14 protein-coding genes are annotated in these 16,004 nt (G+C 36.9%); 1 reads left to right on the top strand and 13 read right to left on the bottom strand.

The genetic code is table 11. From position 1 onward, the window contains the following. Positions 1-192 precede the first annotated feature (192 nt). The 13 genes from GGQ92_RS09305 to GGQ92_RS09245 form a co-directional block, all read right to left on the bottom strand. On the bottom strand, positions 193-768 hold the full coding sequence (locus GGQ92_RS09305) for a thymidine kinase (RefSeq protein WP_184247585.1): 576 nt from the start codon (positions 766-768) through the stop codon (positions 193-195). A 167-nt stretch (positions 769-935) separates the two neighbouring features. Beyond that, entirely contained in the window at positions 936-1,181 is a 246-nt protein-coding gene (locus GGQ92_RS09300) for a type B 50S ribosomal protein L31 (protein ID WP_184247582.1), read from the bottom strand. 116 nt (positions 1,182-1,297) lie between these two features. Next, positions 1,298-2,581, bottom strand: coding sequence for a transcription termination factor Rho (rho, locus tag GGQ92_RS09295; RefSeq protein WP_184247579.1), 1,284 nt, complete (start codon positions 2,579-2,581; stop codon positions 1,298-1,300). A gap of 389 nt (positions 2,582-2,970) precedes the next feature. Next, a complete protein-coding gene (locus GGQ92_RS09290) occupies positions 2,971-3,171 on the bottom strand; it encodes a PspC domain-containing protein (protein ID WP_184247576.1) in 201 nt (66 codons plus the stop codon). Positions 3,172-3,324: 153 nt separating this feature from the next. Beyond that, entirely contained in the window at positions 3,325-4,611 is a 1,287-nt protein-coding gene (locus GGQ92_RS09285) for a UDP-N-acetylglucosamine 1-carboxyvinyltransferase (protein WP_184247573.1), read from the bottom strand. A 395-nt stretch (positions 4,612-5,006) separates the two neighbouring features. Beyond that, on the bottom strand, positions 5,007-5,864 hold the full coding sequence (locus tag GGQ92_RS09280) for a class II fructose-bisphosphate aldolase (RefSeq protein WP_184247570.1): 858 nt from the start codon (positions 5,862-5,864) through the stop codon (positions 5,007-5,009). A gap of 219 nt (positions 5,865-6,083) precedes the next feature. Beyond that, positions 6,084-6,443 carry a response regulator gene (locus GGQ92_RS09275; protein ID WP_184247566.1) on the bottom strand — a complete coding sequence of 120 codons (360 nt, stop codon included), beginning with the start codon at positions 6,441-6,443 and terminating at the stop codon, positions 6,084-6,086. A gap of 514 nt (positions 6,444-6,957) precedes the next feature. Further along, positions 6,958-8,559 carry a CTP synthase gene (pyrG, locus tag GGQ92_RS09270; protein ID WP_184247563.1) on the bottom strand — a complete coding sequence of 534 codons (1,602 nt, stop codon included), beginning with the start codon at positions 8,557-8,559 and terminating at the stop codon, positions 6,958-6,960. 254 nt (positions 8,560-8,813) lie between these two features. Then, positions 8,814-9,356, bottom strand: a complete 543-nt coding sequence (rpoE, locus tag GGQ92_RS09265) for a DNA-directed RNA polymerase subunit delta (protein WP_184247560.1) — start codon at positions 9,354-9,356, stop codon at positions 8,814-8,816. Between the two features lie 230 nt (positions 9,357-9,586). Then, positions 9,587-10,186 (bottom strand): P-loop nucleotide/nucleoside kinase family protein, encoded by a 600-nt coding sequence (locus GGQ92_RS09260; protein WP_184247557.1) that lies wholly within the window; start codon positions 10,184-10,186, stop codon positions 9,587-9,589. A 178-nt stretch (positions 10,187-10,364) separates the two neighbouring features. Then, on the bottom strand, positions 10,365-12,032 hold the full coding sequence (gene argS / locus GGQ92_RS09255) for an arginine--tRNA ligase (RefSeq protein WP_184247554.1): 1,668 nt from the start codon (positions 12,030-12,032) through the stop codon (positions 10,365-10,367). Positions 12,033-12,068: 36 nt separating this feature from the next. Continuing rightward, a complete protein-coding gene (locus GGQ92_RS09250) occupies positions 12,069-12,491 on the bottom strand; it encodes a YwiB family protein (RefSeq protein ID WP_184247551.1) in 423 nt (140 codons plus the stop codon). A 12-nt stretch (positions 12,492-12,503) separates the two neighbouring features. Beyond that, positions 12,504-13,538: an AimR family lysis-lysogeny pheromone receptor gene (locus tag GGQ92_RS09245; RefSeq protein ID WP_184247548.1), complete on the bottom strand. Its 1,035-nt coding sequence runs from the start codon at positions 13,536-13,538 to the stop codon at positions 12,504-12,506. Positions 13,539-13,775: 237 nt separating this feature from the next. Between GGQ92_RS09245 and GGQ92_RS09240 the strand changes: the two genes are divergently transcribed. After that, positions 13,776-15,893 (top strand): transglycosylase domain-containing protein, encoded by a 2,118-nt coding sequence (locus GGQ92_RS09240; protein ID WP_184247545.1) that lies wholly within the window; start codon positions 13,776-13,778, stop codon positions 15,891-15,893. Positions 15,894-16,004: the final 111 nt, after the last annotated feature.

Raw genomic sequence — 16,004 nt, 5'->3', positions numbered from 1 at the left:
GTCAACTACCATTATACAAGATTTGGGGAGGTGCTTCCTTTTTTATGTTTTTAAGCCCTTGCCACACAAGGGCTGGGAATTATGAAATTCATTCAGTTAATAAAAAGAATATTTAAATTTTACGTAATTAAACTAGCTTTAAACAAAAAATCAGTAGGAACTCGATATAGCGAGTTCCTACTGATTCTCTGTTTATTTAATTGGTGGGTTTTTATGACACCTCCGACAAACGGGATAGTATTTGTCATTACCTCCCAAATAGATTTGGTCGCCTGTATAAATAGGTTTTCCTTGTTCATCTACTCGTAAATTCATAACTGCTTTACGTGGACAAAACCAACAGATGGTTTTCATTTCTTCAATTTTATCTGCATATAACAGAAAATATTTACTACCCTCGAACAACTCGTTTTGAAAATCATTTTTCAGCCCGAATCCCATCACGGGAATATTTAATTCATCAACAATTTTTGTAAGTTGTAATACATGTTTCTTCGATAAAAACTGGGCTTCATCCACCAGAACACAATACGGCTTTGGGTCCGTATTTTTAACAATGTCATATGTATCTGTTTCATCAAAAATAGGAAGAGCTTGTCTCTTTAGACCGATTCTACTAGTAATATATCCGATCTCACCTCTTCGATCAATTCCCGAAGTAAAGATTATGACTGGTTTATTTTGTTCTTCATAATTATGGGCAACTTTCAAAATCTCGATTGATTTCCCACTGTTCATTGCACCATATTTAAAATAGAGTTGGGCCATGACGCTATCTCCTTTGCAGTCTTGCTCTATTTAGTTATACGATTCCCAATAATTTTAATAACACTACTCTTTTATGAAAAAGGTTTTTAAACGTTTAAAAGCAGGCAAATTTAATTTGCCTGCTTGAAAGGACGTTGCCTTTAGTTTCGCGATTTTTAAAAATACCATTATTTGATGTTGTATTTTTTCTTGAAACGGTCCACACGGCCACCGACTTTATCAGCTTTTTGCTTACCAGTATAGAACGGGTGAGAAGCTGAGCTAATTTCTACACGGATTAATGGGTACGTATTACCGTCTTCCCATTCGATAGTCTCTTCGCTAGTACGAGTTGATCCGCCTAAAAATTTATAATCGGAGCTTGTATCAAGAAATACAACTTTGTGGTATTCTGGATGAATGTCTTTTTTCATGTCTGTCCACTCCTTCTGCCCTGAATCCTTTGGAAACAGAGTTAATTGGTGCTTTGACGCACTTTTTTCACACAGAAAGATTATAACAATCTAAAGAAGAGAATGCAAGCTAAATTTTACTTTTTAGCTGTACCTTTTCGCTTCATCTCTTCATCTAATACTGCTAAGAAATCTTCATTACTTTTTGTCGAACGCAGCTTACGTAAGAAACGCTCTAAGAAGTCTGGTGAATCTTGCATGCTTTTTCGAATCGCCCATGTTTTTTCCAAATGACCCTTAGATAGGAGTAACTCTTCTTTTCTCGTACTAGAGCGTAGAATATCAATAGCAGGGAAAATTCTACGTTGTGCAAGATGACGATCAAGGTGTAATTCCATATTTCCTGTTCCTTTGAATTCCTCATAAATGACATCATCCATACGGGAACCCGTTTCGATTAAAGCAGTAGCAAGAATCGTGAAGCTTCCGCCATCTTCAATATTTCGAGCAGCACCGAAGAAACGCTTAGGACGGTGGAAAGCTGCTGGATCAATCCCTCCAGATAATGTTCTTCCACTTGGAGGAATAACTAGGTTATAAGCTCTCGCCAAACGAGTGATACTATCCATTAAAACTACAACGTCTTTTTTATGCTCTACTAAACGCATTGCACGTTCTAATACAAGCTCTGCTACTTTGATATGATTTTCAGGAACTTCATCAAACGTTGAGCTAACTACATCAACGCCCTCTGCTACCGATCTCTCAATATCCGTTACTTCTTCTGGACGTTCATCTACTAGTAGAATGATTAATTTAACGTGTGGATGATTTGTAGAGATGCTATTAGCAATTTGCTTTAATAGCATCGTTTTACCTGCCTTAGGAGGCGCAACGATTAATCCACGTTGTCCAAAACCTACTGGTGTAAGCAAATCCATAATACGCGTTGAGATTAAGTTTGGCGCTGTTTCCATTTTCATTAATCGATCCGGATATAACGGCGTTAATCCTGGAAAGTGAACACGTTCCTTAGCCGCTTCTGGATCTTCTCCGTTAACAGCGTCCACATGTAATAAACCATAATAACGTTCATTTTCTTTAGGTGGACGAACTTTACCAGAAACCTTATCACCATTTCTTAAGTCGAAGCGTCGAATTTGAGAAGCGGAGATATAGATATCTTCTGCACTCGGAGAATAATTAATTGGACGTAAGAAGCCAAAACCTTCTGTAGGAATGATTTCTAGCACACCATCCATAAATAAGTAGCCGCTCTTTTCTGCTTGTGCTTTTAATATTGCAAAAATCAATTCTCTTTTTGTTAATTTAGCATAGTAGGAAACTTTATACTCTTTCGCTTTTTGATATAAATCTTTAAGCGTCATCGCTTCCAATTCTGATATTGTTACTTCACTCAAAAAAATCACCACTTTTATGTTATTCGTTTTCCATCTTTTATCTCAGTTATCTATTAATATTGGTGAATCAAATAAATTGAAGTTCTTAGCGGGAACATCATTACGAGAAGAAAAAAGAAGCATTATAAAATCGTACAAGACTAGGGTTAATCACTCTATTCGCGCATTTAATATGTGGCGAACATCCTATAGGTAAAAAGGAGACTTGGTACACCAAGCTTTTTGTGTAGGATTACTAGTTTGCACTTACGTTTCACCTTCATAGTTAAATTATTACTTCTTGGAAGATTCTCTAGGCATTAAAGAGAAAGGCGATGGATTAGGAGTCTATTTCTCTATCTATACTACCTTTTTTAAAAAAGATAATCAACTAATTTTCTTCGACTTTACTACCGGAGAGATTTTTGTATGGGTTTAAAGCTTACTGGAAGGGTATTGGCTAGAATAATATAGATAAGTAAATTACAAGGTAGGCAAAGAAAAATAATACGAACAGCTAATGACGAAATATGATAATACTCTGCTATCCCACCGCAAACACCAGCAATTGAATAATCCGTGGAGGATCTTTTAATTTTGTTGTTATACATTTACCTTTACTCCTTTTTAATAAGATAAGAGGAAACTTGGAAGAAACGCAAAACGTATATCGATACATTCACTTTATCATAATTAGAAATATAAGGGAATCAGTAAAAGAAAGGTCTTAACTCGATAAGCTAAGACCTAACCACTACTTTATATTATGAATTTTGATATTGATTGATTTCTTTTTCCGACATTTCTTCTCGCCAAATCTTAGCTCCTAAGCTAGATAATTTCTCCGTTAGGTTAGCATAGCCTCTGTCGATGTGCTCAAGCCCTGTAATTTCGGTAACACCTTCCGCCATCAATCCAGCAGCAACAAGTGCCGCGCCTGCTCGTAAATCGCTCGCCTTCACTCTGGCACCTTCGAGCTTTGTCGGACCTTGGATAATAGCAGAACTACCTTCTACTTTAATTTTCGCATTCATTCTTCTTAGTTCATCAATATGCTTGAATCTTGCCGTATAAATTGTATCTGTAACAATGCCTGTTCCTTCTGCTCTCGTCAATAAAGAGGTAAATGGTTGCTGTAGATCGGTAGGAAAGCCTGGATGAACGAGTGTTTTAATATCGACACTTTTTAAACGGTCATTACGAGTAATAAGTAACTGTTCCTCTCCCTCTTCAATATTCACACCCATTTCGCGGAGCTTGGCCAATAATGACTCTAAGTGCTGAGGAATTACATTATCTATTAATACTTTTTCTCCTTGAGCGGCAGCCATAATCGTATATGTTCCAGCTTCGATCCGATCTGGGATGATTGTATGCATACAACCCGTTAAATCATCTACGCCTTCTATACGTATCACATCTGTACCTGCACCTTTTATTTTGGCACCCATACTAGTTAGCAATGTGGCTACATCAATAATTTCTGGTTCACGTGCTGCATTTTCGATAATCGTTTTACCTTTTGCCTTAACAGCTGCAAGCATAATGTTAATGGTAGCTCCGACACTAACAACGTCTAAATAAATACGAGCTCCCCTTAATTCATCTGCACGTAAATAGATGGCACCCTGTTCATTCGTTACTGTTGCACCTAACGCTTCGAATCCCTTAATGTGTTGGTCAATTGGTCGTGGACCCAAATAGCAGCCTCCTGGCAATCCGATAACTGCTTCCTTAAATCTGCCGAGCATCGCACCCATAAAGTAATAAGAGGCACGTAACTTTTTCACTTTCCCATTTGGTAATGGCATAGCAGTCATTTCTGTTGGATCAATATGTAATGTATTACCTTTTTGCTCCACAAATCCGCCAATTTCCTCAAGTAATTGGGACAATGTTTGAACATCAGATATATCAGGTAATCCTTCGATAATCACTTTTGAATCTGCCAAAATAGCTGCTGGGAGTAGAGCTACCGCACTGTTCTTTGCTCCACTTATTCTAACTTTTCCGTTAAGGAGAGGACCTCCCTCAATCAGTAGCTTCTGCATGTGCAATTCCTCACTTTCCATGCATATTTATATATTGTTTTATATCAATTACGTGTAGTTTGTCTAATATTTTCCAAATCATGCAAGAAAAACACAACTAATTTTATTATAACGTAAGATGCTACAATTGGAAACAATCGACTTTGGGAATCTTTTAGAATTAAGAGATTTAGAAGCTTTTTATCGAGAAGGGGAAACTGAGATTAGGGTTATTATTTTGGGGGAATCTAGAGTAATTTAGTTCTATCGAGAGTCGATGGCGGTCTAACTGGAGTCGGGAGTGTCTATCATGAGTCGATGGCAGTCTATCTGGAGTCGTTGGGTTTTATCGCTTTATTTCCAGAAAAAATAAAAACTCCCTGCCGATTAAAGACAAGAAGTTTTTGAGTAATCTATTATGCCTGACCAGAAGAACCAAATTCGCGCATTTTTTCGATAACTGTTTCCTTAATAGCGTCACGGCTTGGTCCTAAGTATTTACGTGGATCAATCATATCAGGATTTTCATTTAATACTTCACGTACTACTTTGGATTGCTGGATTTGGTTTTCTGTATTCACGTTGATTTTAGCAGTTCCATAAGAAATTGCTTTTTGGATATCTTTTACTGGAATACCAGTACCACCATGAAGTACAAGAGGCATACCAGTTTCTGCACCGATTTGTTCCATTTCTTTAAAACCAAGGTTCGGTTCACCTTTGTAAGTACCGTGTACAGAACCAAGTGCTGGAGCTAAACAATCGATACCTGTTCGTTCAACAAGTTCCTTACATTCTGCAGGATCCGCATAAATAACACCATCTGCTACTACATCATCTTCTTCTCCACCAACAGTACCTAGCTCAGCCTCTACAGATACACCGTGGAAGTGTGCAAGTTCCACTACTTTAGAAGTAGTTGCTACGTTTTCTTCGAATGGGTCGTGTGAAGCATCAATCATAACAGAAGTAAAACCTGCATGAATCGCTTTTGCACAAGCCTCAAAACTAGAACCATGATCTAAATGAATAGCTACAGGTACAGTTGTACCATAAGACTCCATTAATGATTTAACCATAGCTACTGCTACTTTGAAACCACCCATGTATCTTGCTGCACCTTCAGAGACACCTAGAATAACAGGGGATTTTTCTTCTTCAGCTGCTTGAAGAATTGCCTGAACATACTCTAAGTTATTAATGTTAAATTGACCTACAGCATAGCTGTTTTCTTTTGCTTTAATTAACATTTCTTTCATTGAAACTAATGGCATAAATGCTCCTCCTTCATATGTAAGGTCTATCCAATAATGACCTAAAAAAATAGGATAAATATTTGTACATTACTAGAATACCAATTCCTGTCGAGGCGCGCAACTTTACTTTCTAATGTAAACGATTTCTGTCGAATTTTTGTTATCTTCAGTCCTATTACGAGGGTAAATCAACGAATTCATTATGTATAGTGGGGATGTATTAATACAGCACTGTCCTTAATGTAATAGGTCCGTTAGTATTTTGCGAATTTCTTCTAAAGGAAATGGTTTACTTATCACTTTTACTACCGATTGTAATCCTCCCATCGCTATTTCGGCCTTTTCAGGTAAGCCACTCATTACTACTGTTGGTACGTAAATTCCCAATTCTTCATTTTTCTTTATTAAACCTGCACCATCCATTATTGGTAACCTATAATCCGTTATTAATAAGTCCGGTTTCGTTTGCTGAATTAAATCGAATGCTTCTAACCCGTTATTCGCTATTAATACTTGATGTCCGTCCTGTTTAATAATCTCCTCTAAAAGCATTTGTATACCCGTTTGATCATCTACAACCAATACCCTATTCTTCATCCAGACAACTCCTTATTATTCCTTTCAGATATAGAAAGGAATAGAACATTCATATACCAGCCAAAATTCCAAAATCCAACATTCCCCCTATACCCGGGTAAGTTAGTTGTTAAACGTTTTCTTGCCCTGTTTTTAGACTTTTTTTAAAAAATTGAGAAGATACATTATTAATAGTAAATAATTCTACATTAATTGGAAAAATCCTCTAATTTAATCGTTAATTTTTTGGGTTATTTGAAATTATATGGTAGTAAAAGTAATTATATGTATAAAAAAGTATACAAAAGTTGTAATATTTTAGCTGAAAAGTCATTTAATTATGAAAAACGCAAGTGCCTTTCATCCCCCCGACAAGCTTGACGTGGCGATTTTTGCCACAAAATAGCATTACGTAAGACCTCGAGCGGGAAGGCCGCTTGCGCTAGAAAAATTCATATAGATTTTTATACTTCCTTATCTTATAAAAAAAGCACCATATACCCGTTGAAAGGATACATGGCACTATTCGAAATGACTACTTCATTTTAACTGTGGCACCAATAAATGCTTTAAATAATTCATGTGGATTTGTTGGTCTTGATTTAAATTCTGGATGGTATTGTGATGCAACGAACCATGGATGGTCTATTAACTCAATTGTTTCTACTAGACGCTCATCCGGGCTTGTTCCTGAGAAAATAAATCCTGCGTTTTCCATTTGTTCGCGATATTCATTATTAAATTCAAAACGGTGACGGTGTCTCTCATAAATAATATCTTGATTTTCGTACGCTTCCTTCACTCTCGTCCCGTCTTTCAGCTTACATGGATATAGTCCAAGACGCAATGTTCCACCTAAATCTGTAACATCCTTTTGCTCTGGCAGTAGATCGATAATCGGGTACATTGTTTCTGGATTGATTTCTGCTGAATGTGCATCTTTTAATCCTAATACATTTCGAGCGAATTCTACGGTTGCTAATTGCATACCTAGACAAATTCCAAAGTAAGGTACTTTGTTTTCTCTAGCATATTGAATAGCTAAGATTTTTCCTTCAATACCTCGATCACCAAAGCCACCTGGAACTAGTACTCCATCTACTTCACTTAAAGCCTCTGTAACATTCTCTGTTGTAATATCATTCGCGTTGATCCATTTCACTTCTACCTCGGCATCATGCGCAAAACCACCGTGGTACAATGCTTCTACTACAGACAGATATGCATCTGGAAGCTCGACATATTTACCAACTAAACCTATTGTAACTTTTTTCGATAGATGCTGTACTCGCTCGACTAAGCTTTCCCATTCTTTCATATCTGCTGGAGCACAATCTAATCCAAAATGATCGCATGTCAGTTGATCCAATTTCTGTTCTTGCATCATTAACGGTATATGATACAAGGTAGGTGCATCACCAGATTCGATAACAGCATTTTTATTAATATCACAGAAAAGTGCAATCTTCTCTTTCATTTCTTGGCTAATATGGTGTTCAGTACGTAATACAATCACGTCTGGTTGAATACCAAGTGAGCGTAATTCTTTTACACTATGCTGCGTTGGCTTTGTTTTCAATTCTCCAGCAGCCGCAATATACGGTACTAACGTACAATGAATATACATGACATTCTCGCGACCGATATCACTTTTGATTTGTCGAATTGCTTCTATAAACGGAAGGGATTCAATATCACCAACAGTCCCGCCAATTTCCGTAATCACAATATCCGCGTTTGTCTGTTTTCCGGCTTGGAACACTTTATCTTTAATTTCATTTGTAATGTGAGGTATAACTTGTACCGTGCCGCCTAAATAATCACCACGGCGTTCTTTCTTGATTACTGTGGAATAAATTTTTCCTGTAGTTATGTTGCTGTACTTGTTCAAATTAATATCTATGAATCGCTCATAATGACCTAAATCTAAGTCTGTTTCTGCACCATCATCTGTTACAAATACTTCACCATGCTGAAATGGACTCATTGTTCCTGGGTCAACATTTATATATGGATCAAATTTTTGGATGGTTACTTTGAGTCCTCTATTTTTTAAAAGACGACCTAATGATGCCGCCGTAATACCTTTACCTATCGACGAAACGACGCCTCCGGTTACAAATATATATTTTGTCACATCCATCCCTCTTTCTTCCGTGTTAGTCTATCTATAATTTTACCTATTGATACATGTCCATACATGGGGAATAAAGAAACCTTACAGAGATAGCATAGAATTGCGCTATTTAACATAAAAAAACTCTATATTTCTTGTTCAAAAAATAAAAAGCGCTCCCCAATTACGAGGGGAACGCTGAATTTCCGAAAACATTTTAAGAGCCCAATTAAAATTTTACTCAGAAGCCGGGATAAAGTCAAGAGGTTGGTTAATTATTCTTCTTCCTCTTCTTCTTCGTCCTCGATTTCGAATTCATCGTCCTCTTCTTCATCTTCATCATCAAACTCATCTAATTCCTCGATATCATCTTCTAATTCGTCTGCATCAAGCTCAAACTCTTCTTCAGCCAGCTCATCCAGACTAATTGGCTCATCAGAAAAGTCATCTTCCAATTCAGATTCGTCTAAATCTTCATCGATTAGTGCATCTGCTTTATCTTTTTTCTTCACTTTCTTTTTCTTCTTTTTCTTTGGAGCAAGTGATATATCTTCATCAAGTTCTTCAACTGGATACCATTTTTTAAGACCCCATAGGTTGGACCCTTTTGTCATAAATCGACCATCAATATTTAAATCGGTATAAAATTGAGATAAGTACTCATCTTTGTCCGTTTCCGAAATCCCTTTTAATTCCGCTATCTTATTAAAAAGTTCGCGGAAGTCCATTGATTTGTTTGTATCTTCAAGAATGTGCATTCCTATTTCAACCATTGCCATATCAGCCATTTGGTCTTTCGTAATGTTTCCTAATCCCACACTCAGCACCCCTTTTTTAAGATGTATCTATGTAAAAGTTCTAGTTCACTTGAAAGTTCTACCATCATATTATATTGTTTTCATTTTGTAAATGCAACTAAACGTAAACCTTTCATTTTCTGATCATTATTTCGAAAAACTTTATTTTTCCCTTACCTATTTTAACCGTAAAAGTGTATCCTAATCTACATTCTAGCTGAATAAAAAAAGCAGCCTGTTGCCAAATTGGCTTATTGGGCTGCGTCGTTTTTAATAAATTGAACTAAATGGTTCACTTTTTCTACTGTTAAATCACCTGAGTTATCAAATACATCAATGGATGAGGATGGGATATCCCAGTTTATTTCTGGAACAAAATTTACACGTGTTTCATAGGAATTCCAATTTTCGAGTTTCCATGTATCTCTATCTGTACCTCGCATTTCGATTCGTGAACGTTGTTGCTCAATGTCTTGCAATGTAACAACAACTACTTTCACATCGACTTCTTTTTTTGTTTTCCCACTTGCTTTTATAACATCTTCTATCCACTCTTCGTTTTTTAGCTCAGAAGTAAACGGGGAAATCATAAATACATTTTGACCGACGCGTAAGTTTTCGATACAGATGTCTTTTGTTGTATCATACTCTAAATCTCTTAAATGCTTCTTATAAAAATCAGAGTCACGGTCATTTGGATCTAATTCATTCATTTCTAAAAAGCGTTCAACAAAACGTCCGCCTACTGTATCACGGTCTAAAAATGCAGCTGGGATACGTTCGACAACTTTTTCAGCTACTGTCGTTTTCCCCGTACCTGCAACACCTACAAAAAATACAAGCTTCTGCAAAATTCCCACCTCTTTATGTATGTTTTATCCTTTTCTATGTTAACTTATTTAGTTAAAAAAGGCGAGTGTTGCCGTTTACTTTTTTATAATGAATCGACATATTAACACATTGTTATACATAACGAGCAGGAGCCAAACAATTTAGTTACATTGTTCGGCTCCTACTTAACATTTTTTATTACATACTTTCAGGTGCCTCTACACCAATCAGTGCTAATGCGTTGGCAATCGTAATACTTACAGCGTTCATTAATGCTAATTTAGCTTTTGTTGACGGGATATCGTCCTCATTGATAACTTTTTCTGCATTATAGAAGCTATGCAGGGAAGATGCTAAATCAAACACGTATTGTGTAATACGGTGTGGTGTCAAGTTCGTAGCTGCATCCTCTACTACAGTAGTAAATTCACCCAACTTTTTCAAAAGGTCTTCTGCTTTTTCTGACTGAATAAGGCTCACATCATAATCATCGTACGTTATACCTTTTTCTGATGCTTGCTTCAACATTGTACAAATTCGTGCATGTGCATATTGAACATAGAAAACAGGATTTTCATTCGATTGCGATTTCGCTAAGTCCATATCAAAATCTAAATGCGAGTCACTTGAGCGCATAACGAAGAAATATCGCATTGCATCTATGCCAACCTCTTCCATTAATTCGCGTAATGTGACAGCTTTCCCTGTACGCTTACTCATTTTGACCTTTTCGCCATTTTCGAAGAGGTTAACCATTTGAATGATTTGAACTTTCAAGGTATCTTCATCATATCCTAATGCCTGGATAGCAGCTTTCATTCTCGGTATATAACCATGATGATCTGCACCCCAAATATTGATGAGTCTATCGAAGCCTCGATCTAGTTTATTTTTATGATACGCGATGTCTGGCGATAAATATGTGTAAGAACCATCACTTTTAATGAGAACACGATCCTTATCATCGCCGAATTCCGTTGTCTTAAACCAAGTTGCTTGATCTTGTTCATAAATATATCCTTTTTCCCTTAGCACTTCGATTGCTGGGACTACTTTATCCTCTGTATAAAGAGACGTTTCAGAGAACCAATGATCAAATGGTACACGGAATTTCTCTAAATCACGTTTAATTTTCTCTAATTCATATTTTAGTCCATAATCTCTGAAGAAAGTAAATTGCTCTGTTTCACTTTTTTCAAGTAAGCTGTCACCATATTGCTCAGCTAAATCTTTTCCAATCTGGATGATATCCGCTCCATGGTAACCATCTTTCGGCATGGCAGCATCTTGTCCTAAAGCTTGTTTATAACGAGCTTCTACAGAATAAGCTAAATTATTAATTTGATTTCCTGCATCATTAATATAGTATTCACGTTCGACTTCATACCCGGCTTTTTGTAATACGTTACTTAACGAATCACCTACCGACGCTCCACGGGCATGGCCTAAATGGAGGTCCCCAGTTGGATTAGCAGAAACAAACTCTACTTGGACTTTTACACCTTTACCTAAATCAGACGAACCGTATGCATTTCCTTGCTCTAGAATGACGGGGATTAAATCATTTAAATATTGATTATTCATGAAAAAGTTAATAAACCCCGGTCCTGCGATTTCAACTTTCTTTACTAAATCATTGGAATCCTTTAATTGTTCTACAATTTCCTCAGCGATTTGTCTCGGTGCTTTTTTGGCGATACGTGCTAGTTGCATAGCGACATTTGTTGCATAATCTCCATGTGTTTTATCTTTCGGTTGTTCAAGAATGATGGAAGGAATCTCTTCTTCCTTTGCAAGCTGTGCAGAGATGACGGCTTGTTGTATAGCTGTTTTTAATTTTTCTTGCATTTGTTGCATGACATTCATGTTATTGCCCCCGTTCTATTGTCTTTACCTTTTTATTTATTCGTTCGAATTCCTCTGAAAACGAATCGTTAGACGATGTCGCCGTGAATTTCCACCATTTAAATTCGTTTTATAGCTAATGAAGATACTTCCTTTATCTAGATCGACTTGTAACTGATCCGTCATTGTTTTCATATGAATCATACCATATGGATGTCGATAAACATTTTCTGTTGTTTCTTTTTTCTTGAACTTCTGAATCATCGATACTGCACCAGATCGTTTCACACTTATTTCGTCCGATTTCATCGTAACCATTGATCTCGTTTCGTTTTCTTTTCCTTTATTTTCCGTAAAAGTTAGAACAGTAAGGTCACCCTTTTTCTGTAGCTGCCCTTGTTCTTCAATAATCGATACATCTTTACTTCCTAAATCAAAGATCTCCATCGTCATTTTTAGACTCACTAATTCTTTCCCCAAATGCTCACTTCCTTATATGTCCAGCTCTTTTAATGCCTCAAGTGGGAGTCTAGCATAAAAATAATCATCACGCTCTTCAATAAATCGTCGATAGGAATTTACGAGCAAGTCTTTATCCCTTTTGGCCTTTCCTAAATAATAATCTTGAAAAGGTGTCTTGTCCTCTATCTTTTCCAAAAGTCTTATACATGTATTCCTGTCTCCATTTGCGAGGGCGACGTGTGCCTTCTCTGCATAGTCCTCTGTGGTAATCCCTTGCGTTTCCCCATGATAGGAAGAGATAAATGGAAGCGTATAGTTCGAAATTCCGTATATTGCACGTTCATATTGAATACTTTCCGCTATCGCTAATGCACTCGTTACGTGGGAATAGGATTGCTCATAGCTTTCAAACAAATACCCTTGTGCCAGAATATTATGTACATCAATTATTTTACGCTTGTTCGACAAGGTATTTAAAAGCTCATACCCATATTTTCGTGAAAGGATTAGCTCATTTCGTTTCCAATGATAGACTAACAGTATTTCATTAATTCTCATGCGGAATAGTTCATGCAATAGTGGGTCTCTTATTTCTGACAAATAACCATTAATCCGCGCTTTATAGGTCCCAATCTTTCCATATTGGTTGGAATCAAAAAAGGTGTATATATAGATTAAACTTTTCAATAATAGAATTGGGTAATTATCATCCTCTATCTTTAGCCGTTCGATTGCGTTTAAGTGTTTCCAAGGCGTAGATGGTTTTAACTGCTTTGTTGCAATTTTTTTCCGCTCACAAAGTATTTGATACATTTTACCCCACATTTGGTTATCTTTATTGTCCGATTGCCGGTTCTTTTCAATTAGGATACCAAGTTGTTGAAATAAGCCATTTGAATACAAATATTCTAAAGCTACCCTTTGATTCGCTGGTTCATTCGTTTCCAGACAATACTTTGTCATAATCTCTCTTTCATTTGGTTGATTTTTACATTGTAAATAAACAAGTGAAAGTGGCCTTTCTTTATCAGCATCAAAGAATTCTTCTATTTGGATTTTATTCATAAATAACCCCTATCCCTTTGTTTAATCAATATTCTACCCTATTTTACATCTCTTTGTAAAAGAAAATTGAATTAGCACATAAAAAGAATCTCCATCTTTTTATTCTTAGAAATATCGGAATAGCCAATCGGTTCTTTGTTCATTAAAATCTATTCTTAATTATTTTGCTTAGATAGGTTTATTAAAGTGTTTTTTACTCCATAATGCTAACAGAATAAGCTATGGGGAGGGATACACTTGAAACGGAAAAGACGTCGCAAAAAAAAGTATCGCTTATTAAAAATCGTTATATTCCTTTTTTTATTAGGAGGGTCATGTCTTGCTGTACTTTTGATTGCAAGTTTCCTTTTAGGTCCTCCCTTATTGGAACGGAGTGAAAATACTGTTTATTATAGCCAAGATGAAGAAGTTATTGGAGAAACATATGGTAATGAAAAAAGGTACTGGGTTCCCTTAAGTGAAATAGACGACAAGCTTGAGCAAGCAGTCATTACAACAGAGGATCAACATTTTTACCAACACTTTGGGTTTGATTTCAAGCGATTAGCTGGAGCTATTTGGAAGGATATTCAGACATGGTCCTTTAAAGAAGGAGCAAGCACGATTACACAACAGTATGCCCGCAATCTTTTTCTTTCCCATGATAAAACGATACAAAGAAAACTATATGAAGCTTTTTATACGATACGATTAGAAATGTTTTATGAAAAAGATGAACTGTTGGAAGGCTATTTAAACACCATTTACTTTGGTCATGGTGCCTACGGAATTGAAGCCGCAAGTCGTTATTACTTTGATAAGCCGGCAGATGAACTCTCTTGGGCAGAAGCAGCATTACTAGCTGGTGTCCCAAAAGGTCCATCGAATTACTCACCTTTTAATAATATGGAGAAAGCAATAAGTCGTCAGCAACATATTTTGAAAAACCTATTAGATAAAGAAGTGATTGACCAAGAAACCTATGATCAAGCAATCGAGGAAGAGCTCCAATTTTCCGAGGAACGAACGATTGTCCAAAAAGGTTTAGCGCCATATTTTCAAGATGTAGTAGAACAAGAATTAGTAGAATTACTGGAATTACCAGAGGAAGATATTCGTTCTGGAGGCTACCGCATCTATACTACGTTGCAGACAGGACAACAGGAAGTTTTGAATCAAGTAATTGATAGAACCTTGCAAGATGAGGAAATACAGGTAGGTGCTATGGCGATGGATCCTGTTAGCGGAGCTGTTACCGCACTTGTTGGTGGAACAGATTATGAAGCATCACCATTTAATCGAGTGACACAAGCACAAAGGATGCCAGGTTCTGCTTTTAAACCGATTCTATATTACACCGCCTTAGAGAATGGACTTACACCCGCTTCCACTATGATGAGTAAACCAACTGTTTTTCAGTTAGAAGACGGCGAGACCTATCAACCAAGTAATTATAATGGTTACTATGCCAATGAGCCGATTACAATGGCACAGGCACTTGCCTTGTCTGATAATATCTTTGCTGTAAAGACAAATCTTTACGTAACCCCTGAGCGCTTAGTCAGAGTAGCCAAGGAAAAGTTCGGAATTGATAGCAAGCTTTCAGCTGTTCCCTCCTTAGCGCTTGGAACAGAGGCCGTAAACGTACAAGAAATTGTAACAGCCTACAGTATACTAGCTAATGGCGGAAAAGATGTAGAGCCATATACCGTAGAAAAGGTATTAGACGCTCAAGGAAATCTCGTTTATGATCGAAATGAAAAACTTAATAAGCAAAATAATCCTTTTCCATTCTTCGGGGAGAAAGAAGAAAACCGTCAAGTTCTCCGTGCAGATTTAGCTTATATTTTAAGTGAGATGATGAAAGGAATGTTCGATACGAATCTGAACGGTTATATGAGCGTAACTGGTTCTTCCATCACGAATGAATTGGAGGAGGCGTATTCTGGTAAGTCTGGTACAACAGCATCTGATAATTGGATGATTGGATTTAGCCCTCTTGTGAGTGCAGGTGTTTGGATAGGATATGATGATAATCGACGAATAACACGGACGGCAGAAGAAGCCTACTCGAAGAATATATGGGCAGATTTTATGCGAGAAATCCATCGAGATACACCTGTCCAACAACCAGTTCCACCTGACAATGTTGTTGAAGTAATGATTGATCTAAAAACAGGTCTTGTTGCAAACGAAAATTGTTCACAAGCTTATCCAATGTTATTTGTAAAAGGAACGGAACCTAAGAAACAATGCACCTTACATTTAGATGAACACGATGAAAGTGATGAAAACACCGAGCAAGTAATCAATGAGGACCATTTGTTAGAGAATTGGTGGGAATGGCTCTGGACTGGCGAAGAAACTCAACAGTAAAAACCTATTAGGTCGATTATTCAGGTAACGCACCTGCGACTCGAGATAGAGCAAATCCACTCTAGATAGAGCACTTGCGACTCGAGATAGAACCTATCCACTCGAGATAGA

This window comes from Gracilibacillus halotolerans, assembly GCF_014206945.1.
GTDB classification, from domain to species: Bacteria; Bacillota; Bacilli; order Bacillales; family Amphibacillaceae; genus Gracilibacillus; species Gracilibacillus halotolerans.
This window is presented reverse-complemented; position numbering and strand designations above follow the sequence as displayed.